This is a genomic window from Rhizobium sp. WYCCWR 11146, from assembly GCF_013591995.1.
Taxonomy (GTDB): domain Bacteria; phylum Pseudomonadota; class Alphaproteobacteria; order Rhizobiales; family Rhizobiaceae; genus Rhizobium; species Rhizobium indicum.
The window spans coordinates 30,757-50,309 of record NZ_JACCEY010000039.1; the positions used below are offsets into that span (position 1 = coordinate 30,757).

General features: G+C 58.7%; 21 protein-coding genes and 1 pseudogene. 7 read left to right on the forward strand and 15 right to left on the reverse strand.

Annotation, left to right across the window (positions count from 1 at the left end; translation table 11 throughout):
- The first annotated feature begins 17 nt into the window (after positions 1 to 17).
- The 3 genes from HX899_RS32295 (at position 18) to HX899_RS32305 (ending at position 2,366) form a co-directional block, all read left to right on the forward strand.
- Positions 18 to 773 (forward strand): DeoR/GlpR family DNA-binding transcription regulator, encoded by a 756-nt coding sequence (locus HX899_RS32295; RefSeq protein ID WP_181294395.1) that lies wholly within the window; start codon positions 18 to 20, stop codon positions 771 to 773.
- Positions 774 to 863: 90 nt separating this feature from the next.
- Positions 864 to 1,565, forward strand: coding sequence for a class II aldolase/adducin family protein (locus HX899_RS32300; RefSeq protein ID WP_181294396.1), 702 nt, complete (start codon positions 864 to 866; stop codon positions 1,563 to 1,565).
- Between the two features lie 27 nt (positions 1,566 to 1,592).
- On the forward strand, positions 1,593 to 2,366 hold the full coding sequence (locus HX899_RS32305) for an SDR family NAD(P)-dependent oxidoreductase (RefSeq protein WP_171599701.1): 774 nt from the start codon (positions 1,593 to 1,595) through the stop codon (positions 2,364 to 2,366).
- Positions 2,367 to 2,436: 70 nt separating this feature from the next.
- On the opposite strand, the gene HX899_RS32310 is transcribed toward HX899_RS32305, so the two are convergent.
- The 9 genes from HX899_RS32310 to HX899_RS32350 all read right to left on the reverse strand — a co-directional run bounded on the left by HX899_RS32310 (position 2,437) and on the right by HX899_RS32350 (position 10,197).
- Positions 2,437 to 3,297, reverse strand: coding sequence for a Pnap_2097 family protein (locus HX899_RS32310; protein ID WP_181294397.1), 861 nt, complete (start codon positions 3,295 to 3,297; stop codon positions 2,437 to 2,439).
- Positions 3,298 to 3,299: 2 nt separating this feature from the next.
- Positions 3,300 to 4,574 carry an MSMEG_0569 family flavin-dependent oxidoreductase gene (locus tag HX899_RS32315; RefSeq protein ID WP_181294398.1) on the reverse strand — a complete coding sequence of 425 codons (1,275 nt, stop codon included), beginning with the start codon at positions 4,572 to 4,574 and terminating at the stop codon, positions 3,300 to 3,302.
- An 11-nt stretch (positions 4,575 to 4,585) separates the two neighbouring features.
- Positions 4,586 to 4,873 carry an MSMEG_0570 family nitrogen starvation response protein gene (locus tag HX899_RS32320; protein WP_181294399.1) on the reverse strand — a complete coding sequence of 96 codons (288 nt, stop codon included), beginning with the start codon at positions 4,871 to 4,873 and terminating at the stop codon, positions 4,586 to 4,588.
- The gene (locus HX899_RS32325) at positions 4,866 to 6,035 is read right to left on the reverse strand and encodes an MSMEG_0565 family glycosyltransferase (RefSeq protein WP_181294400.1); all 1,170 of its coding nucleotides are present in this window, start codon (positions 6,033 to 6,035) and stop codon (positions 4,866 to 4,868) included. The genes HX899_RS32320 and HX899_RS32325 overlap by 8 nt, the downstream gene beginning before the upstream one ends.
- Positions 6,032 to 7,006 (reverse strand): sll0787 family AIR synthase-like protein, encoded by a 975-nt coding sequence (locus HX899_RS32330; protein WP_181294401.1) that lies wholly within the window; start codon positions 7,004 to 7,006, stop codon positions 6,032 to 6,034. The genes HX899_RS32325 and HX899_RS32330 overlap by 4 nt, the downstream gene beginning before the upstream one ends.
- Positions 7,007 to 7,008: 2 nt before the next feature.
- Positions 7,009 to 7,551: an MSMEG_0567/Sll0786 family nitrogen starvation N-acetyltransferase gene (locus HX899_RS32335; protein ID WP_138334410.1), complete on the reverse strand. Its 543-nt coding sequence runs from the start codon at positions 7,549 to 7,551 to the stop codon at positions 7,009 to 7,011.
- The gene (locus HX899_RS32340) at positions 7,548 to 8,666 is read right to left on the reverse strand and encodes an MSMEG_0568 family radical SAM protein (protein ID WP_138388113.1); all 1,119 of its coding nucleotides are present in this window, start codon (positions 8,664 to 8,666) and stop codon (positions 7,548 to 7,550) included. The genes HX899_RS32335 and HX899_RS32340 overlap by 4 nt, the downstream gene beginning before the upstream one ends.
- On the reverse strand, positions 8,593 to 9,639 hold the full coding sequence (locus tag HX899_RS32345; RefSeq protein ID WP_181294402.1) for a Nit6803 family nitrilase: 1,047 nt from the start codon (positions 9,637 to 9,639) through the stop codon (positions 8,593 to 8,595). The genes HX899_RS32340 and HX899_RS32345 overlap by 74 nt, the downstream gene beginning before the upstream one ends.
- 75 nt (positions 9,640 to 9,714) lie before the next feature.
- Positions 9,715 to 10,197: an MSMEG_0572/Sll0783 family nitrogen starvation response protein gene (locus HX899_RS32350; protein WP_003545449.1), complete on the reverse strand. Its 483-nt coding sequence runs from the start codon at positions 10,195 to 10,197 to the stop codon at positions 9,715 to 9,717.
- A gap of 584 nt (positions 10,198 to 10,781) precedes the next feature.
- Here HX899_RS32350 and HX899_RS32355 point away from each other — a divergent pair.
- From HX899_RS32355 to HX899_RS32365, 3 genes are all read left to right on the forward strand, one after another.
- Positions 10,782 to 11,477, forward strand: a complete 696-nt coding sequence (locus HX899_RS32355) for an alpha/beta hydrolase (protein WP_181294403.1) — start codon at positions 10,782 to 10,784, stop codon at positions 11,475 to 11,477.
- Between the two features lie 192 nt (positions 11,478 to 11,669).
- Positions 11,670 to 12,320, forward strand: a complete 651-nt coding sequence (locus HX899_RS32360; RefSeq protein WP_181294404.1) for a triacylglycerol lipase — start codon at positions 11,670 to 11,672, stop codon at positions 12,318 to 12,320.
- Positions 12,321 to 12,394: 74 nt separating this feature from the next.
- Positions 12,395 to 13,540 (forward strand): right-handed parallel beta-helix repeat-containing protein, encoded by a 1,146-nt coding sequence (locus HX899_RS32365; protein WP_181294405.1) that lies wholly within the window; start codon positions 12,395 to 12,397, stop codon positions 13,538 to 13,540.
- Positions 13,541 to 13,620: 80 nt separating this feature from the next.
- Here HX899_RS32365 and HX899_RS32370 read toward each other — a convergent pair whose 3' ends face one another.
- From HX899_RS32370 to HX899_RS32380, 3 genes and pseudogenes are all read right to left on the reverse strand, one after another.
- Positions 13,621 to 14,727, reverse strand: coding sequence for an acyltransferase (locus HX899_RS32370; protein ID WP_180194659.1), 1,107 nt, complete (start codon positions 14,725 to 14,727; stop codon positions 13,621 to 13,623).
- Positions 14,714 to 16,069, reverse strand: coding sequence for an O-antigen ligase (locus tag HX899_RS32375; RefSeq protein WP_138334403.1), 1,356 nt, complete (start codon positions 16,067 to 16,069; stop codon positions 14,714 to 14,716). Before HX899_RS32375 ends, HX899_RS32370 begins: the two co-directional genes overlap by 14 nt.
- Positions 16,070 to 16,112: 43 nt before the next feature.
- Positions 16,113 to 16,846 (reverse strand): annotated as a pseudogene (locus HX899_RS32380) (GDSL-type esterase/lipase family protein).
- Between the two features lie 236 nt (positions 16,847 to 17,082).
- Between HX899_RS32380 and HX899_RS32385 the strand changes: the two are divergent.
- Complete coding sequence (locus HX899_RS32385) at positions 17,083 to 17,889, forward strand: Ku protein (RefSeq protein WP_181294406.1); 807 nt, start codon at positions 17,083 to 17,085, stop codon at positions 17,887 to 17,889.
- Positions 17,890 to 18,068: 179 nt separating this feature from the next.
- Here HX899_RS32385 and HX899_RS32390 read toward each other — a convergent pair whose 3' ends face one another.
- From HX899_RS32390 to HX899_RS32400, 3 genes are read right to left on the reverse strand one after another with little or no spacing between them, the layout of a single operon-like run.
- Positions 18,069 to 18,923, reverse strand: coding sequence for a Ku protein (locus tag HX899_RS32390; protein WP_181294407.1), 855 nt, complete (start codon positions 18,921 to 18,923; stop codon positions 18,069 to 18,071).
- A gap of 18 nt (positions 18,924 to 18,941) precedes the next feature.
- On the reverse strand, positions 18,942 to 19,175 hold the full coding sequence (locus HX899_RS32395) for a DUF2188 domain-containing protein (protein ID WP_181294408.1): 234 nt from the start codon (positions 19,173 to 19,175) through the stop codon (positions 18,942 to 18,944).
- 46 nt (positions 19,176 to 19,221) lie between these two features.
- Positions 19,222 to 19,482 carry a hypothetical protein gene (locus HX899_RS32400; protein WP_003545458.1) on the reverse strand — a complete coding sequence of 87 codons (261 nt, stop codon included), beginning with the start codon at positions 19,480 to 19,482 and terminating at the stop codon, positions 19,222 to 19,224.
- Between the last annotated feature and the right edge of the window lie 71 nt (positions 19,483 to 19,553).

Here is a 19,553-nt window from a genome sequence, read left to right on the forward strand (position 1 = left end):
TGGGTTTTCCCTAAAAAATGCTCGCAGTCGAACGAAGACAGAAAATTCTTGACCTGGTCTATCGTCACAAAACGGTGCAGGTCACTGATCTCAGCAAGTCTTTTGGCGTCACCGAAGAGACGATCCGCCGCGACCTGCAGACCTTGGATGGAAGCGGACTTCTGAGCCGCACACACGGAGGGGCGGTAGCAAGGGAAGCCGAAGCGGAAGATCTTCCCTACCGGATGCGTCAGGTCACCAATATCGAGGCGAAGCGGAAGATTGCCGCTCTCGCGGCTGCATTGGTGCACGATGCGTATGCCGTTATGATTGACTCCTCATCGACAGCTTTTGAAGTGCTCAGCGCGCTTAAAGATCATCACGACCTAACATTGATTACCAATTCTGTACGCATTACCGCCAATCCCGGAGCAACGCAGCACACTATCGTCTCTGTCGGCGGCGAGCTGCGTAAGCAGTCGATGACCTTCGTTGGAACATTGGCGACGCAGGCAATCGCCAAATTCAATGCCGATATCGCACTCATCAGCTGCAAGGCCATCTCGATATCGGGAGGCGTTATGGATGCGAGCCTTCCGGATGCTGAAGTCAAGCGTGCGTTCATTGCCGCCGCCCGAAAGGTGTGTCTCCTCGTCGACGGGGACAAGTTTGATGGTTCGGCGCTCACCAGCGTCTGCCCTGTTGATCAAATCAACGCTGTTATCACCGATCGTCAGCCTTCCCCGGAATGGATCAAACATTTTCAGAAGCTTGATATCCCGGTTCTCTACTAAAAACAACATTTTCAAACATTAAAATTTCTGTTTTTGTTGACTGCATCGCTGTTGCGGTTATGGTCCTATCCGGAATTGAAGGGGAGGATCATGGAAAATAATCTCGAACTGCGTGAATTTATCTGCGAGGTGGGCCGACGCGCCTACGCGCGTGAGATGGGCGCGGCCAACGACGGCAATATTTCCGTTCTACTGGATGACGGTACGCTTCTTTGCACGCCGACCGGTGTCTCCAAGGGCTTTATGAAGCCGGAAATGATCTGCCATATCGATCGCAGCGGAAAGCCCATCGGTGATGGGGTATATCGTCCGTCCACCGAAATTGGCATGCATTTGTGTGTCTACGATCATCGCGACGATGTGCGTTCCGTCGTGCATGCGCATCCGCTTTACGCCACTGTGCATGCCATTTGTGGCAAGCCGCTGACCCAACAGATCATGCCTGAGTCGACAATGTTTTTGGGCGAAGTCCCGTTGACCCCGTACGGCCTTCCGTCCACGCCGGAACTGTCCGACGCCATCATACCCTACCTGCAAAGGCACGATGCGCTTTTGCTCGAAAACCATGGCGCCCTGACTTATGGGCATGATTTGAACAGCGCCTATTTCAAGATGGAAGCACTCGATTACTACGCCAAGGTCGTCTACCTCGCGGCCTCCTACGGCGGCGCCAAGGAGTTCAATGCAGATCAGATCGAGAGGTTGCTCGATGTTCGCCTCAAGCACTTCAACCAGCCGGGCCGCCATCCGTTTTTGAATCTCGCAGAGCAAGTTCGTCAAGAAGATCATTGATCTTTGAAGACTATGTGGAGGACACAAATGTACGCAGAAAAGTTTCGCCTGGATGGCAAGGTCGCTGTCGTTACGGGTGGCGGACGCGGCATAGGGCTAAGCTGCGTCGAGGCGCTTGCCGAACACGGAGCAAAAGTTGTCATTGCCGATATTGATAAGGCAATCGCCGATGAGGGCGCGGCGGCAATGAAAGCAAAGGGATATGATGTCGCCACCTACCAGGTCGATGTTACGAAATCGGCGGAAGTCGATAGGCTGGCCGACTGGGTGGTCTCGACCTATGGCAAGGTGGACATCCTGGTTGCGAATGCAGGGATCGCTCGTTCCGGCGTCGCCGCAGAAGACGTAACCGACGAGCATTGGCTCCACGTCAATGACGTCAACTACAATGGCGTATTTTGGTGTAACCGCGCCTTCGCCCGGCATATGCTCAATGCCCATTCGGGCTCGATCGTCAACATCGGGTCGATGTCGGGTCTGATATCGAACCGCCCGCAGAAGCAAACCTACTATAACGCCGCCAAAGCTGCCGTGCACCAGATGACATCGTCGCTTGCGGCCGAATGGGCCGACCGTGGCATCCGGGTCAACGCCGTTGCGCCCACCTACATCGAGACTGCGATGACCACGTATCGTCACGACAATGAGGGAATGATCGATGTCTGGCTGCGGGATACTCCGATGCACCGTCTCGGCAAACCTGACGAGATCGCTTCCGTCGTCCATTTTCTTGCATCGGATGCGTCAAGCCTCATGACCGGTACGACAGTCGTTGCCGATGCTGGTTTTACCTGCTGGTAGTCTATTCCGAATGCATTTTGTCGGCGATCAAACGACAGGTGAGAGGCGGCTGAAATCTGCAATGCATGCCTCAGCGAAGACATGTCCACGTCCCGAATATTTTGGCGATCACTTTCCCATTTTCGCGTCGCAACTGCCCATGGACAGCTTTTTGCTCGTCAGAAAAATCAACAAGGTCGAAGAAAACGCTTTCATTTTGTTCGATATTTCCAAGGAAGAAGACGTCCTTTCGGACGACCGGCCCCTTGCGGGGAAACCAGTTTTCCAAAGCGCGATCGGCCAATGCCTGATACTCGGCAAAGTAAAATAGTCCTGCGCCGTTGAACTCCTGGGAGGTGCTGGGATCAAACCGAAAGGTTCGGAGCGCTTTGTTGGCGGGGACCGGAAACCCGAAATGCGTCCCTAACCGCCCACTCCGGATGTCAGCAGCATTCTGGGCCAGACGGCTGGGCTGGAACCGCTGTCCCTGCGGCTCAGGCAACGTCACACGGGCAATCGAGTGATTGCTATCTTTGATCGTTCTGTAAACGAAGGTTGAGATGAGTTCGACCGCGCCGACGCTTCGTCCGTGGACGGACAACTCGTGCCGGGTCGACGTCCGGGTTCGTGAGACTGCGGACAGTCTCGAATGAATGGTCAAAATGTCGTTCGCCTGCACGACGTCGAAACATGCATCTGTCACGGACGTTGCACAGATCGCGGCATAAGCCTCCTCTCCATCGGCCGTTCTGAAATCCGCATTCTCGAGCCGGAGATGACAGGCGAGCATCAGCCAGTGACGATGGCCGAGTTCCTTCATCATCCAGGTCTCAGACAGCCCGTTTCCATTCAAATGCGGCATGCCCAGCAGTATATGCGGATCAAGGGCACGTTCCATCAGGTCGCGTGCCGAAGGCCCTGCGGGCGGAAAACCGAGAAGGGCTGCGCTCATGATCAGGCGCTGACCGATTGCTTGAGAGACGATGTCTGTGCCGAACGTCGAGCCGCAAGATGCCCGACCACATGTTCGGCATCCTTGCCGACGCTGAGGAACCGGCCCGAGCCCCAGGTCCAGAGCCAGGGAAGTCCGAGCACATAGACGCCATTGACGACGGTGACGCCGCGGCGATGAACAGGATAGGCGTTGCCGTCGAAGATCGGCAGGCCGACGAAGGACCAATCCGGGCTGAATCCCGTGGCCCAGATGACCGAGGTGATCCCCTCCGCCTTCAGGTCGAGCTCGGCAATCTCCGCCCCAGGCTCCCAGACGGGGACATAGGGGGATCCGGCCGGAGCCTCGATGCCTTTTTCGGCGATATGCCGGTCAATCAGGGCATTGATGCCGTTATAGACACGGTCGGCGCCGTCGAGATTGGCCTTCAGGTTCGGCTCGAACAGCATCCGGCCGGCGGCGACGCCGGACATGCGGCCGTATAGCGCCATGCCTTCCAGCGCGAACTTGCGCAGATCGATATCGCGTCCGCCGTCGCGTCCTGTCAGGTAATGGTTGGTGTCGTGCTTCTTCTTCGTCATGCCATCATGTTCGACCGTGATGTCGTACTGGCCGATATCGGAAAGCCAGTCGACCACATCGCGGCCGCGATAGAACCGGGCGCAACGTGGCGCATTGCCGGTCACGAGATGCACCTTGCGGCCGGCAAGATGCAGATCCTCTGCAATCTGGCAGCCGGACTGGCCGGAGCCGACCACGATGACGCCGCCGTCCGGCAGTTGCTCGGCATTGCGGTAGGCGGCGGTGTGGATCTGCGTGATGTCCTCGGGCAGGCGCTCGGCCGCACGCGGAATGGCCGGATCCGCATAGAGGCTGGTGGCGATCACCACGGCATCGGCGGTCACCGCCCCAGCCGAGGTCTCGAGCCGGAAGAGGCCGCCATGCTTTTCGAGCGACGTCACGCTGGTTTGCTCGAAGATCGGAGCATCGACCTTCTTCACGAAGCGGTTGACATAGGCGAGTATCTCGTCCTTGACCATAAAACCATGCGGGTCCGTGCCGTCATAGGGATGGTCGGGAAGCTGGCATTGCCAGTTCGGCGTCACCAGGCAGAAGGCGTCCCAGCGTTCGTTCTTCCACTTATGCGCAACGGTCTTCTTCTCGAAGACCACGTGATCAATGCCTTGGCTCTTCAGATAGTGAGAGGCCGACAGCCCGGCCTGGCCACCGCCGATGACAACCGCACTGTAATGGCTCTTGAGGAATGGTGTAGGCATGATGGGTCCTTTCAAAGGATGAAGCTTTCGCAGCGGACTTCGGCCTCTGCGTCGGTGAGATAGGGAGTGGCGGCCTGTTCGATGCGCCACAGCTGACCGAGCGCCAACGAGCAGGGATAGCCGTATTTCGCCTTGACCCTGTCGCTGGCGATGGTCAGTGCCGTGCGGCTGCGATCAAGAAAGTCGGACAGCGGATAGCTTTGGCCTTCGGCGAAATAGTCCTTGATCACCAGGGAGGGCGAGTAACAGGTCTCCTTGCGGCCATCCGGCCACGCAATGACAAAGCGCATTTCAGGCATGGTCGGGCTCCAGCAGCGTGTGATAGCGGGCAAGATGGGCGGTCGCGGTTTGCTGCCAGCCATGGCGGGCGGCAACCGCCAGACCACGGGGAATGATCTGCTCGCGGATCGGTGCGACCAGCGCCAGCGCCATGCCTTCGGCAATGGAGACCGGATGATGCGGATCGCACCAGATCGCATCGCCGGGACCCAGATATTCGGTGAAGGGCGCAATCGAGGATGTCACGACCGGAATGCCGCTGGCCATGGCTTCCAGAACGACGAGGCCGAAGCCCTCCTTGAGCGAGGGAAACACCAGCGCATCTGCCAACCGGTAGAGGCTGGGCATGTCGGCATCGGCGATCGCTCCGGTGATATGCACCGCTGCGGCGTCCCGACCGAGGCAGGCGAGGCAAGAACGGAACTCCTCCTGATAGTCGCCATGGTCCAGGAGAGAGGCACCGCCGGCAATGACAAGCTGGGCATCCGGCCGGATGGCGCGGACCTGACGAAAGGCTTCGAGAATACCAAGGGTGTTCTTTCGCGCCTCGATGCCGCCAACACTGAGGAAGATCGGCCCGCTTCCCAGCTGCAGCCTGTCGCGCAGAGCGACCTGCTCCCCGCTCCAGGCAGGCGAGAAACGGTTGGTGTCGACGCCATTGCCGACCACTGTCGCCGCGATGCCGCGCTCGTCTCTCAGCCTGTCCTGCCAGAGGCGGCTGACGGCGAAGAAGATATCGGCCGCATCGATCGCGCGATCCTGCAAAGCCATGAGGCGCGGGTCGGCGAACTGGTCGATGTGGTGGACAGTGCGGGCAAAATTCGGGATCAAGCCTTCCAGCTTGAGCGTCGCCAGCGCATTGCCGGAAATGCCGTCATGGGCGTGAAAGAGGTCGAAGCCATTGGTTCCGGTTCTTCGGAAATAGTCGACATAATCGGCAATCCGCTGCTCGACCATTTGCGTCATGTCCGCGGGTGCCGGCGGCACGGCAATGCAGGCGGTGCCGCAGGAGGGTTGACGAAAGAAGCCCGCCCCCTTGGCATCGGGCGCATGCAGGACCACCTCATGGCCAAGCGAGGTCAGCGCTTCCGAAAGCTGCATGGCATGAACCACGCCGCCACGCGGGTTGGTGGAATGGGTCAGCATGGCAATGCGTAGCGTTCGGTGCGGCGGGAGGCTCATGCGGCGACATCCTGCCGACCAAGCTGTAGCAGCGGTGTTTCGGCATGATCGCGCACCACTGCACGGCTCTCGCCATCGACCAGCGCGACCTCGGCGCCAGCCACGACTTCGCCGATGACCGCAGCGCTGATGCCGCGCGCGGTGAAGCGGGTGACGACCTCGGCCGCCTGTTCCGGCGCGACCGAGAGCAGATAGCCGAAGCTCGGAAAGGTGACGAGCCAGCGGTCGAGGGCGACACCGACGGGCAGGGGAATGGCGGTGACGTCGATATCGATGCCGACATGCGAACATTCGGCCAGCATGATGGCCGTGCCGATGATGCCGCCCTGGCTGATATCCTTCGCAGACAGCGCCAGCCCGGCCTCGGCGATCTCTGGCAGCAGCTCGAGGTCGCCGCGCAAGCGCGCCGGCGCGGCGTCGGTGGCGGCTTCCCAGTTGCTGAAGGGTTCGCGGTAACGGCCGCGATGGTCGATCGTCGCAACCAGCACATCGCCGGGCTTTGCATCGAAGCTCGTCAGCAGCTTCTTGGCACGACCGAGAATGGCGACCGACAATTGGCCGCGTTCGGTGCGGATATTGGTGTGCCCGCCGACGATCGGCACGCCAAAAGCGCTGGATGCCGCCCGCATGCCTGCGAGAACGGGTGTCGCGCCAGTCTCGCCATTGGCCCAGACGGCATCAACCACGGCGATTGGCCGGCCGCCCATGGCAGCGACGTCGGAGATATTGACCATGACGCCGCACCAGCCGGCGAACCAGGGGTCGGCGGCGACGAACTCGTTCATGAACCCTTCGATGGCAAAGAGCAGATAACCGTCGCCATCGGGCAGCGCGGCGCAATCGTCGCCGACGGCAATCTGCTGCCCCTGCAGACCGAGCCTTGCCGCGATCGTGCCGATATCCTGCTTGGCGGCGATGCCGCTGCTGGCCGAGAGTTTTGCCGCCAGGCTCTTGATGTCGATTGCGGCCATCCTCACGCCGCCTTTCTGGAAAGGGCGGTGAAGCCTGCCTCGGGTGTGGCGCAGGGTGGATAATAGGCAAGGTCGGCCTTCATCCTGAGATGCGGCTTGCCGTAGACCTCGAACTCTTCGATCACATCCCAGTGCAGCCTGCGGAACAGCAGACCGTTCTGCACCTGCACATTGGCGAGAAACGTGTGGCATCCGATCGCATTGGCGGAGGACACGGCGAGTTTGATCAGGGTCGCTCCAAGGGCGCCGATCTTGCGGAAATCCTGGTGGACCGCCAGTCGCGAGCCCCACCAGAGGCCGGGTTCGGCCTGATGAATGCGCACTGTTCCGACCAGCTGATCGGCGGCAATGCCGAGCATGGAGAGCGCCACGATCGGGATGGCCTGATCGTCGATCGCGTCGCGGTCATCGCCCTCGAAGATCTGTTGTTCCTCGCAGAAGACGGCACGGCGCAGCGCATGCGCTTGGCTGCGTTCCCAGGCGGAGGTCGCGAACTTCACCTGGAATTCGCTCGAGCGATAGGGAGCAAAGGTTTCGAGCATCATTTGGTGAGCATCCTTTCATAGGTGGAAAGGGCGGAGCAGGCGCCGCATTTGCCGCAGCCGGCCTTGATGTCGACGGCCTTCAAGCCGCTGGCGACCAGCATCCTGGACAAGGGGCCGAGGATCGAGTGCATGAAGTCGGGCCTCGGCGCCTGATGGCTTTCGAGCGGCGTGCCGGAGATCGGCACGAAGGGCACGACGAAGGGATAGACGCCGAGAGCAACCAGCTTTTCGCAGATGTCCAGAATGGCTTCACGGCTGTCGCCGAGCCCCGCCAGGATATAGGTCGAGACCTGGCCGCGCCCGAAGACCTCCACCGCGGCCTTGAACGAGGCCATGTATTTGGCGATCGAGACCTGCGCCTTGCCCGGCATGATGCGGGCACGCACCTCCGGTGTCACGGCTTCCAGATGCATCCCGAGAGCATCGACGCGGGCCTCCTTCATGCGGGTGAACCATATATCGTCTTCCGGCGGCTCACATTGCGCCTGGATGGGAATGTTGACGGCCGCCTTGATGGCGCGGGCGCTGTCGGCGAGGATCGCAGCACCGCGGTCGTCGCCCTTCGGCGTCCCGGTGGTCATCACCATATGTTTGACGCCGTCCAGTTCGACCGCGGCCTTGGCGACTTCCGCGAGCTGCTCTGGCGTCTTGTGGGCGATGGTACGGCCGGCTGCCAGCGATTGGCCGATGGCGCAGAACTGACAGGTCTTGGTGCGGCTCTGATAGCGGATGCAGGTCTGCAGCACGGTCGTAGCGAGCACGTCCTTGCCGTGCAGAACGGCGATCTGCGAATAGGGAATGCCGTCGGCGGTCGAGCGCTCGTAGAAGCGCGGGCGCAGGGGAAAGGAGACCTCGCCCAGCACCGTGCCGTCCCTGCTGATACGGCTGCGGCCCATATCGTCCGGCTTTTCCACCAGATAGGGGCTCTCGAACGCAGGTGCGGTGTGAACCGGCACCATCACCGTCATGCCGTCAATGGTCAGTGCCTTGTGGTCGGAAGGTCCGGCACCACCGCGGCGGCTTTCATGTCCGGCCTTGGGGTCAACGAGCCGGGCTCCGTAGGACTGCAATTCGTTGATCAGAACCTCGGTCGGCAGACGTGTCGTATTCTCCATCGGAAAGGATCCTTGCTTCGGCTGTGGGGAGGGATGGCTGGGTGGTAGTGACCATCGGCGCCGTGGCGCGGCCATCCATGACAAGATGCAGCAGCTCGGGCCGGGCATAATGGCCGACGGAATCCATCATCCGCTTGCGTTTGACGATCAGGCTCATGTCGAGATCGGCGATCAGGATGCCTTCGCCTTCTGTGAGCGGCGGCACGACGTGTTTGCCTTCGGGTGAGATGATCGCGGTCATGCAGCCGCCGCGAAGGGCCTTCTGCAGCCCTGCGTCGGACGTGATGGAGGCGATCTGCTCGTCGGTCAGCCAGCCTGTGGCATTGACCACGAAGCAACCGCTTTCCAGCGCGTGGTGGCGGATGGTGACCTCCATCTGGTCGGCGAAAATCGGCCCGACCATCGAGCCCGGAAACTGGGCGATATGGATGTCTTCGTGCTGTGCCATCAGGGCGTAGCGGGCCAGAGGATTGTAATGCTCCCAGCAGGCCAGCGCCCCAAGCCGTCCGACGGCGCTGTCGACCACCTTCAGGCCGGAGGCGTCGCCCTGGCCCCAGATCATCCGCTCGTGAAAGGTCGGGGTGATCTTGCGACGCTTGAGGATGAGCGTGCCATCGGCATCAAACAGCAGCTGGGCATTATAGAGCGATCCGTGGTCACGCTCGTTGACGCCAAGCGCCACGACGATGCCATGCTCGCGGGCGGCTGCCGAGACGGCATCGGTGGCAGCGCTCGGTACCGTGACGGCTTCCTCGTAAAGTCGCACGTGCTCCTTGCCGGAGAGAACAGGCGGCAGCACGAAAGAAAAATAGGGGTACCAGGGGACGAAGCTTTCGGGAAAGACGATCAGCTCGGCGCCATTGGCTGCCGCTTCACGAATTGCATCCAGCACGCGGGCCAGTGTTTTCTCGCGCGAGGTCAGATCCGGCGCGATCTGCGCAGCGGCAACCCGGACGCTCGGTTTTTTCTCCATGACGAAATCCTCGATTGACGGGTGGGGAGGCGGAGCGCCAAGGCTCCGCCCTTTATTCTTTGCGTCGCTTGCTGCTTAGAGCGTCCAGGTATCAAGGATGAAGGCGCCGTCGCGGCGATGGATCAGGATCAGGTCGAGAACGTCGAGCGGACTGATCGGCGTGATGCCGGGGATCAGCGCGCCTTCGCCATGGCCGTAAAGCGCCTGAAGGGCAAAACGGCAGGCATAGACCTTGCCGCCTTCTTCCATGAACTTGACGATCTGGTTGTTGAAATTCAGATGGCCGGGAAAGGCCTCCGCGCCGAGCGTCGGAAAGCCGCGCTGGACGCCGAGTGTCACGCCCGGGCCGTAGAGAAGGATCGAGGTCTCGAAACCCTTCCGCTTCAGGCGTGTCGCCTGCAGCAGGTTGACGAATCCGATCGAACCTTCGAAGGCCACGGTATGGAAGGTGACGAGGGCTTTTTCGCCTTCGCCGGCCTGTACGTCTTCGAAAACCTTGTCCTCGTAATCGACAAGAAAGTCGCCTTTTTGATTGGCTGGCTTGGTCACTGCGGGCATGGATGGCTCCTTGATTGAAATCCGATCCCCATCCGGGGAGCATCCATCCAATTGCAAGCGCCATGCCAGATTGATTATGCATAAATAGCAGTCAAATCGACCTATAATGCATTCATTTATGAAGTCAATTTTTAGAATGAAAATTTCAGAGCTGATTTTCTGTGCGACAGAACGCCAAAATCGAATGCACGAAAGCCCAAATCAGATGCATTCAATTGGCCGTCAATCACTGGGAGGAGCCAGAATATTTGAGCAGCACGAGCCTCTGTCACCTGTTTACGCGGGACTTTAGGAAGGGGACTGCCTCGACTCGCGGCCGCTTTTTGGTGTCGGCCGCGATGGCAATGGATGCGGCTTGTATCCAAAGGAAGGTTTGCGGCAAGATGACTTAACGCATCCATCGGAAAGATCTAGCTATATTGAATGCAATCAATTAATGCAGTTGGATGTATATGTAGGACCGTTCGCAAGGCGGCCACCGGAGTACGCCGCCAATTCCGTCGACGGCGGAGGAAGGAGGCGGCTCGGATTCCCTTGTCGCCGATCATGGCCGTGTCGCTCTTCCCAGGAAACAGGAGAAAACTATGAGTAATAAACCGACGATCATTCTGGTGCATGGCTTTTGGGGTGGAGCCGCACATTGGGGCAAGGTCATACTCGAACTGGCGCGTAGGGGTTATCAGTCCGTGCACGCAGTCGAACTGCCGTTGACTTCGCTAGCTGAGGACGCTGAACGGACACGCAAGATGGTGGCCCAGCAGAAAGGGCCGGTCCTGCTCGTGGGTCATTCCTACGGCGGCGCGGTCATCACCGAAGCGGGAGATCAACCGAATGTCGCGGGGCTTGTTTATATCGCCGCATTCGCTCCCGACGCAGGCGAAAGTCCAGGCAGCATCACCCAACAGCATCCTCCTGCGGCAATGGCCAATATCGAGCCGGACAGCGACAGCTACCTATGGCTCAAGGCTGACAAATTTCATGAAAGCTTTTGCCAGGATATATCACCGGAAGATGCTTTCGTTTTGGCGGCGACCCAAAAAGCGCCGCTTGCCGGCACCTTTGGAGACGTCATCACCGCGCCGGCCTGGCGGAAGAAGCCGTCCTGGTATCAAATAGCAAGTGAAGACAGAATGATTGCTCCTGAAAATCAAAAGGCAATGTCGGCTCGTCTCAGTGCTCGGAAAGTCGCGACCTTGGAGGCAAGCCATGCTTTGCCGCAATCAAAGCCCCTGGAGGTTGCGGCCCTTATTGATGAGGCGGCCGTAGACGTCTCGAAGTAAGAACAAGGCGCTTGTGGCGGGGGTGTGAGAATAAGCGCACCCCCGCTTTCACGCCTTGCGTGCTCCGGTTTCGAGCACGATACGCCGCAACGAAACTGTTCGGATGTCTGGCCATTCCGCATTGATCGACAAGCTTCACCGCGAGAGCTACAGAATAGCTTGATCGATAGCAGCCCGTTGAGCGGACACATGATGAACGACACTGTCCTCCTGTTTCACGGCATTGCCCGGACGAAGAAAAGCATGGCGAAGCTCGCCAGCTTTTTGTCCGGCCAAGGTTATCGGGTTGTGAATGTCGGTTACCCCTCCACCCGGTTTTCGATCAGCGACCTCGTCGACATCATTCGCCCGGAGATCGACGACGCCGTGAAGAAAGCAGACGATGGCCGGGTCCATTTCGTCGGTTATTCGATGGGTGGGCTGGTCATCCGCGCGTTTCTCAGGAGCTATCGCCCAGCCAACCTGGGGAGAGTTGTGATGGTCGGAACGCCGAACAACGGCAGTCAGATTGCCGATTTCCTCAAGACCTGGCCGCTATACAGGAAGGTCTACGGACCGGCGGGACAGCAGCTGATTACCGATCAAACCGCAATGACCGAGCTGTTCGGCACGGTTGATTACGAACTTGGCATCATCGCCGGGAATCGGACCATCGATCCGGTCTCTTCGCTTATCATTGGCCTCAGGGTTCCGAATGATGGAAAGGTTTCGGTGGAGAGCACGCGTCTCGACGGCGCGGCTGCGCATATCGTCATACCGGCAAACCACACTTTCTTGCCCGTCAACAAGATGATGTGGAGCCAAGCCTTGTCGTTTCTGAAAGATGGGCGGTTTACAAGCTGAATTTCCAAATATTCAAACATCCGCCACATGCCCTCTGCTTAATTCCCCGCGGCACCAGTATCGAAGGAAATGCAATGACCGCCATCCTGCGAAAGAAAGTTCACGGCGCGTCTACACGCGGACAGGTCATCGATGGTGCGCCCGATGTTGGCGTCGCCTATCAGGTGTTTTCCGATACGGTGGTCGAAGACGTTATCGTCAAGAACTCTCCTCGAGGCTTCAAATTTCACAATGGCAAGAACCTCACCGTCAGGCGCTGTGAAACGGAGAATGTGAACGGCGACGGCATCTACCTGACGAAGACGACGCACGTGTTGCTGGAGAATAATCGCATCGGCGCGGCCCCGGGCGAGGGAGCAGACTGCTGCCAGTTCGCCTATCAAAACAGCGACGACAATATCAGCTCCGATATCGTGATCCGCGGCAACCTCTTCCTGCAGTCGCCGGCGAGCGCATCGAACAAGGGCGCGCTGGTCTGCGACAAAACGCGAAAATACCTGGTCGAGTACAACTTCATCGGCGGCAAGAATTTCTCCTTTTCGTCGATCGGGGATGACGCCGTGGTGCGCAGCAACATCATGCGCGACGGCAGAATGAATGACTATTCCTTCGGCTACGGCGTCGGCGACAAGGCCGACCACGCCGGCCATCACATTTATGACAACTGGATCGAGAACACCAATCGCGGCGTCAGTCTGAGCGGCTTTTCGGATCAGGAGCAGGCATTTCGCAAAGACATCGATATCCACGACAACGTCATTAGCCAATGCGACATCGCGTTCTTCGCCAACCGTCGGTGGTCCGGCAGCTTTCGGCGCAACATATTTCTGCGGTGCGAACAGGATATCGTTCTCAAGGGAAACGGCAAAGCGACCGCGGGTGATATCGATGGCAACTATCGCAACGATGGCAGCTTTCTGAATGTTACCCCGCCGCCGCTGCGCTTCAAGCCTGACGGCAACGCTTCCGTTGCCTCCGGCGAATGGACATCCGAGCCCGACGAAATCCGCATCCAATGGCGTAACAAGGGGATCGATATCCCAGGCGCCAACCGGCCCTCCATTACGGTCGAGCCTGGCATGGAATTGTCATGCGTCCTGCTGGCCCGCAAGGCGCAGAACTGGATGCTGGCGATCGCTGAGACTGCCTATGACGATTTCACGCCGCGCGCATGGCAGGAACACAGGCTGCCTTGGCAGAAGCGCTATCTCTCGATTTAAGCGGCGTATCGCTTGGCTGCACGGGGATTAGAGCGCCGTGCGTCCCTTCAGGCGGAGAAAGGACGCTCTAATTTGCCAAATCAGGATCGCCGCCAGCGAAGCCTCATGGCCTTTCCTGCGCTGAGCGCTTTGCGAACCGGTTCATCGTAGAGGCGGGTGACGACAATGGCCAATACGACGATCAGCGGAAGAACGATGGCAAAGATCGCCCAGGCCGGCGGTTGTCCCAGGCCAGCGGCCTTCCAGGCTCCCAACAGCAATCCGAGCAGCGGAACATGAATTGCATAGAGCGCGTAGGACGCCTCCCCCGCAATAAGAAGGGGCTGTCGCAGCACGCCATCGAAGTTGGCTGTGTAAAGGACAAGCACGGCGAGAGGAAATAAAGCAGTGATGACAATCAGGTCCTTTATGCCAACCAGGGCGGCTGGCGCCTGGAAGACGAGAAGAGCAGTCGCGACGACGATTGTTGTCACTGCGGCTGCTTTTCCGATGCCCGAAGGGGAAAGCCGCTGACGGTAGCGGTACATCAAGATGCCGAGGCTGAAAGAAAAGAGAACGCGGGGAAATCCGGAGAGCAAGGCGCCGTCGAGCGGAATCAGGTCGGCGCTTCCATGGGCCAGCGTTTGCGCCGCCAACCAAACCCATGACGCAAGCAGGATGACAGCGAGCACACCGTTGGACAGCAATCTCGCCGTATAGCCGTAGGCGAGGTTGATCACGATCTCCAGGAATAGAGACCATGACGGACCGTTGAAGGGGAACAGGTTCGGCGCCTTCAGCGATGTTCCACCGATCGCCGGCAGGAAGAACATCGAGGCAATCAACGAGGTGGCAAACAGCATCGGATCCATTTGCTGATTTCTGCTGAGCGACATGCCTGCATATGCGAGTACACCGAGCAACAAGCCGAGCAGATAGAGGGGATATAAGCGGACGAGACGCTTGATGGCGAAATCATTGGCAGAGAGCGAAGACTCTTGAATGAGTTTCCTCTCATAGGCGTGGCCGATCACGAAGCCGCTGAGACAAAAAAACAGGTCGACGGCGAGATAGGCAGCAGGTGCTGCATCAAATCCGACAAAACCTTCGGTGTGATGCACTGCCACACAAATAGCCGCCAAGCCACGAATCCCATCGAGGCCCACCAGTCTACGATTATCTGAAGTCATCTTTTTAGCCTGATGCATGTTGCGCGCCTGCCTGGGTCGGTTTGCGGAAGCGGGACAGGAACTCCGGGCCGAGGCTCGTAAGTGCGATCACGGTATGGGGCCATAAGATGAAGGGGGCGAGCATCATTCCGGCTTCGGTAAACGCGCCGATCAAGATCAGGAGGATGATGACAACCTCCTTTCTCTTGGTGATGGCGAGCGCTTGATTGAGGGGCGACGAGGTCATCTTCGCCACGAGCCGCACCACGACGAACGAGGTCCAGATGATGGTGGCGGGTATGCCCATGTTCAGCGCAAGTTCGATATAGGTGTTGTGGGTGGATTGAGCGTCCCACGTAAGGCGAACATATTGCTCCATGATGTCGGGTTGTCGGAACAAGGCAAATCCCCAGCCTGAAAGCGGCCGCTCGTAGATCAGCGGCAGCAACTGTTCCCAGACATTCGTGCGTCCGCTGAGCGTAAGGTCTTTCCCGAATGACTCGGCAATCGCCTGTGCCACACCCATCAACGCGACGGAGACGACGAAGCCCAGCAGGGCGAATGCAAGAAGAACGACGAAGGATCTGAAGATGCGGCCCGGAAAGCGCTGAATCCAGCTCATTCCGTAGTATACGGCTACTCCGATCGAAAGCAGGATGATCGCCGTTGATGATTTCGCCAGCACGATGAGCACGAGGTAGAGCAGCATTGCCGCCCATCGCAGGAGATCATAATAGCGCAGACGCCACATCGGCAGGGCTGGAAGCAGCAGGATGAAGTTTGTTGCCGAAAACTGGCCGAGCATGTTTTTGTGGTAGAACGCCCCCTTCACCATCCCGGCATAACTGCCTCTCATCACCGCAAACCGGGGAAAGGCTGCCGTGTAAAGAATATTGATGAAGGCCGTCGCAATGGCAAATTTCGCCAAGCTTTCAAATGTGTCAACGGCTCCATAACGGGCTCTGTAAAGAAGGGGTCCAGCTGTCAGCAATGCGACGGCGACGAGAGCCCGGAGCGAGGCTGTAACGCTGACGGAAAAAGCGATTGAGAGAAAGACACATAAGCAGACTATGCCGACCAGCGGCGAGGCGCTGCGGAGCAATTCAACGACTCGCCTGGGCTCCAGCAGGCAGTAGAGGCCAATGAGTGGAACGAGCGACATCAGCAAGAGTCGCATTGGCATGGGATCTTTGCCGACACCCTCCTGGAAGTCGGCGGGCAGCCCGTACCACATGCCAGTCGCTCTCCAGAGGGAAATATAAAATATTGCCGAGAGGAGGATCCGAACGAGGGTTTCACGCCGAATGCGATATTGCGCGCGAGCTCTGGGTCTATGTCTTTGCAGGCCAATCGGTTGGTAGCTGTCAAATGAGGTGCTCATGACATTCCGCCTTACGTTTTGGTAACCACCTGAGCGGCAAAAATCAAAGCTGTAGACCCGCTGTGGCGAGGAAGCTCGTGATCAGCTTGTATGCCCCTTCATTGAAATGAAGATGGTCAGGCTTGTAGTTGGAACATTCTTTATCGCTTGGCTTACCGCACCGCAACATATCATCGTTCATTTGAACAAACGTGACACCCGGCATTTCAGCCAATGACGATGCGACAAGTTGGTTGGCCGGAATTCTGACATCCTCGTAGAAGGCATAGCGCTTGCCCCGAGGCGGTATGGACAACGCATAAATATGGGCGCCCGGCCAAAGAGCGCGAACCTTGCTGACAACAGCCACGACACCAGCTGCCACTGCGCATGGCGTAGTTTTCGCACCCAGGTTGTTCGTGCCGATAAGCAAGACGACATCCGCGGGATGGAAATCCGGAAGGTCTAAACCATCGAGGCGGTACAATGCATTTTGCGTGGTGTCGCCGGCGACCGCGAGGTTCATCACCGGGCGCGTAGGAAAGCTGTCCTTGATCCAGGGCTGCCAGAGTTCGACGAGCGAATCGCCGACAAGAGCCAGATTGTATCGGGCCGATCTGGCGCGATAGATGGGAAGAGCGCGTTTAATCGCTTGCTTGCCTGCTTTTGTTGGGCCGAGGCATTCGTCGCTTTTGTCGGGTCGGGGCATTCCTGTGCGAAGGACGCGCCAGCATTGACGACGATGAGAAAGAAATTGCATGCGAGGACGATGACGAGGTTGGCGAAAAGTCGCAACATTCAGATTACCGATATCCTGACGTCTTGGGGCTTTCATTATTGAAGAGGAAAATGGCGGTGGCAAGGAAAGAGTGGCTCTGGTCTCTCCGCCTACAATGCTCGGCCCAACGGCAGCCGATCCATGAAATGGAAATGCACCGACCGTATCTGATCAACGAAATCTTCAATTGCCGGAACCAAAGACCGAACTCGCCGTTGATTGCCATGCTCAACCGTGTCCGGGAGACAGGACAGACATGGCACGTCAGACATTCTGGAAAGGTTATCTCAAGCTCTCGCTTGTCACCGCCGCCGTCTCGCTGACGCCGGCGACGACCGAAAGCAACAAGGTCCGTTTCCACGTCCTCAATCGCCAGACGAAGAACCGCGTCGAAAGCCGCTATGTCGACAGCGTCACCCATAAGCCGGTGGCCGAGAGGGACCAGGTAAAGGGTTATCCGCGCGGCGAGGACGACTATGTTCTTCTCGAAGACGAGGAGATCGAGGAAGTCGGGCTCGAAAGCACCCGCACAATCGAGATCGACACATTCGTGCGGCGCGGCTCGATCGATTGGATCTGGTACGACAAACCGCATTTTCTGGCGCCGGAGGACAAGGTCGGGGTGGAAGCCTTCTGCGTCATCCGCGAGGCGATGAAGGCAAATGACGTTGTCGGCATTGCCCGCCTTGTCCTTTATCGCCGCGAGCGTGCAGTCCTGCTGGAACCGCTGGGCAAAGGCATCGTTCTCTGGACCCTGCGTTATGGCGACGAGGTGCGTGATCCCGTGGCTGAACTCGACGACAAAACCGAGATCGACACCAAGCTGCTGACGCTGATGACGCAACTGGTGAAGGAGGAGACGAAGGATTGGAGCCCGACCATGGTGCAGGATCCGATCCAGAAACGTCTGAAGTCGATGATCCGCGGCAAGCAGAAGAACCTGAAGAAGGCAGCGCCCGCGCAAAAACCTGCACCGGTGAAATCGACCGGCAACGTCATCAATATCATGGATGCGCTGAAAAAGAGCCTGGCGGCCGAAGGCGGCGAGAAGCCGACCCAATGAAAAAGTGGCCAGCGATTTTGGGAAACGACATAAATAGATCAAGGACTTAAAGCGCACCGCGGGAATCTACTTTGACGCGCTTCAGGTCCAGTAGCTTCGCCGGCGCGACAAACCGATGCATTCGAGCGAGGTCGGGTGCGCCTGAGATTGCCCATCCCCCGCCAGGGGGCGAGGCCATCTCAGCTTGCCTTCTTGCTGCTGCTGTCGCTGCGCGCCGGCGCCTTCTTCTTCGCCGGGGCCTTCTTTGCTGGCGCCTTGCCGCTCATCTTGGCGCTCTGGCGCAGCGCTTCCATCAGGTCGACGACCTTGCGTTCCGGAGCCGGTTTCTTCTTCGGTGGCACCCGGCCCTCGATCTTCGCCTTCACCAGCTCAACAAGGGCAGCCTCGTAGCGATCTTCGTATGTGCTCGGTTCGAAGCTGCCGTGCTTGGTGCCAATAATATGGCCGGCAAGCTCGATCATTTCCTTGTCGAACTTGATGTCGGGAATGTCTTCGAAAACCGTATCGGCCGAGCGCACCTCGTAGTCGAAATTCAGCATCGTCGCGACGATGTAGTTGTCGTGCGGGCGGATCAGCAGCGTCCGGTTGCGCCGGAAAAGCACGGCTTCGGCCAGAGCCGCGACCTTGCCGTCACGCATGCCCCTGGCGATCAGCGACAGCGCCTCCTCGTCATGTTCGTCGACGGGCGCGAGATAGTAAGGGCGGTCGAAATAAAGTTTGTCGATATCGTCGTAGGCGATGAAAGCCTTGATATTGAGGACCTTGTCGCTTTCCGGCATGATTTCGGCAATCTCGTCGCCCTCGATGACGATGTAGTCGCCGTTCTCCATCTGGTAGCCCTTGACCTGGTCGCCCCGTTCGACCGGTTTGCCGGTCTCGCTATCGACGAATTGCCGTTCCACCCGGTGGCCGGTCCTGCGGTTGATAATGTTGAAGGAGACGCGGTCGGAGGAGGAAACGGCGGTGTAGAGCCCGACGGCGCAGGCAAGGTCGCCCACCTTCAGATGACCCTTCCAGCTTGCCCGAGCGGCCATTCCATCCTCCGTTGCAGATCAGAGCCGGCTGCCGCTCTTGTCGGTTTCGAGTTCCTGAAATGCCCAGCCGCGGCCGTCGGGCGCGGGATAGGCGAGCAGCGCATCGCCATCGCCGATCTTCTGGCGCGATGCGGCGTCCTTGGCATGGACGATCGCCTCGTCCGCTGTCGCATAGGTCTCCGAAAGTGTGTCGCCGAGCTTATAGGCCCAGCCATTGTCATGCGGCACGACCTGATAGGTGAGATCGGCCATTTCGGATCTCCTCTTCTCACTCAAATAGAGTGCATGTCGTCGTCGGCTAGTTCCGATTTGGTTTGCGCCGTTCATCGAGCGCAATGATCTTCTCTAGCGAGGCGATATCCTCGCTGGTGACGACCGGAACCGGATCGGCAGCGATGGCTTCCAGCACCTCCTGTGAGACGGCGCCATTTCGGATCGCCCATTCCAGCGTTTCGCGGGTTTCCCGCTCGGCTTTCAACTGCGCATAGAGCGCAACGATCAGTCGATCGCGAGCATCCATCCGCCGGCCTTGGTTATCCATGCTGCGGACGTCAGGCATCGCAATCCACCTTTGTCACGGATTTCGTTCAGGTGTATTCAACTGATGACGGGTGGAAAGGTTCCGAAACC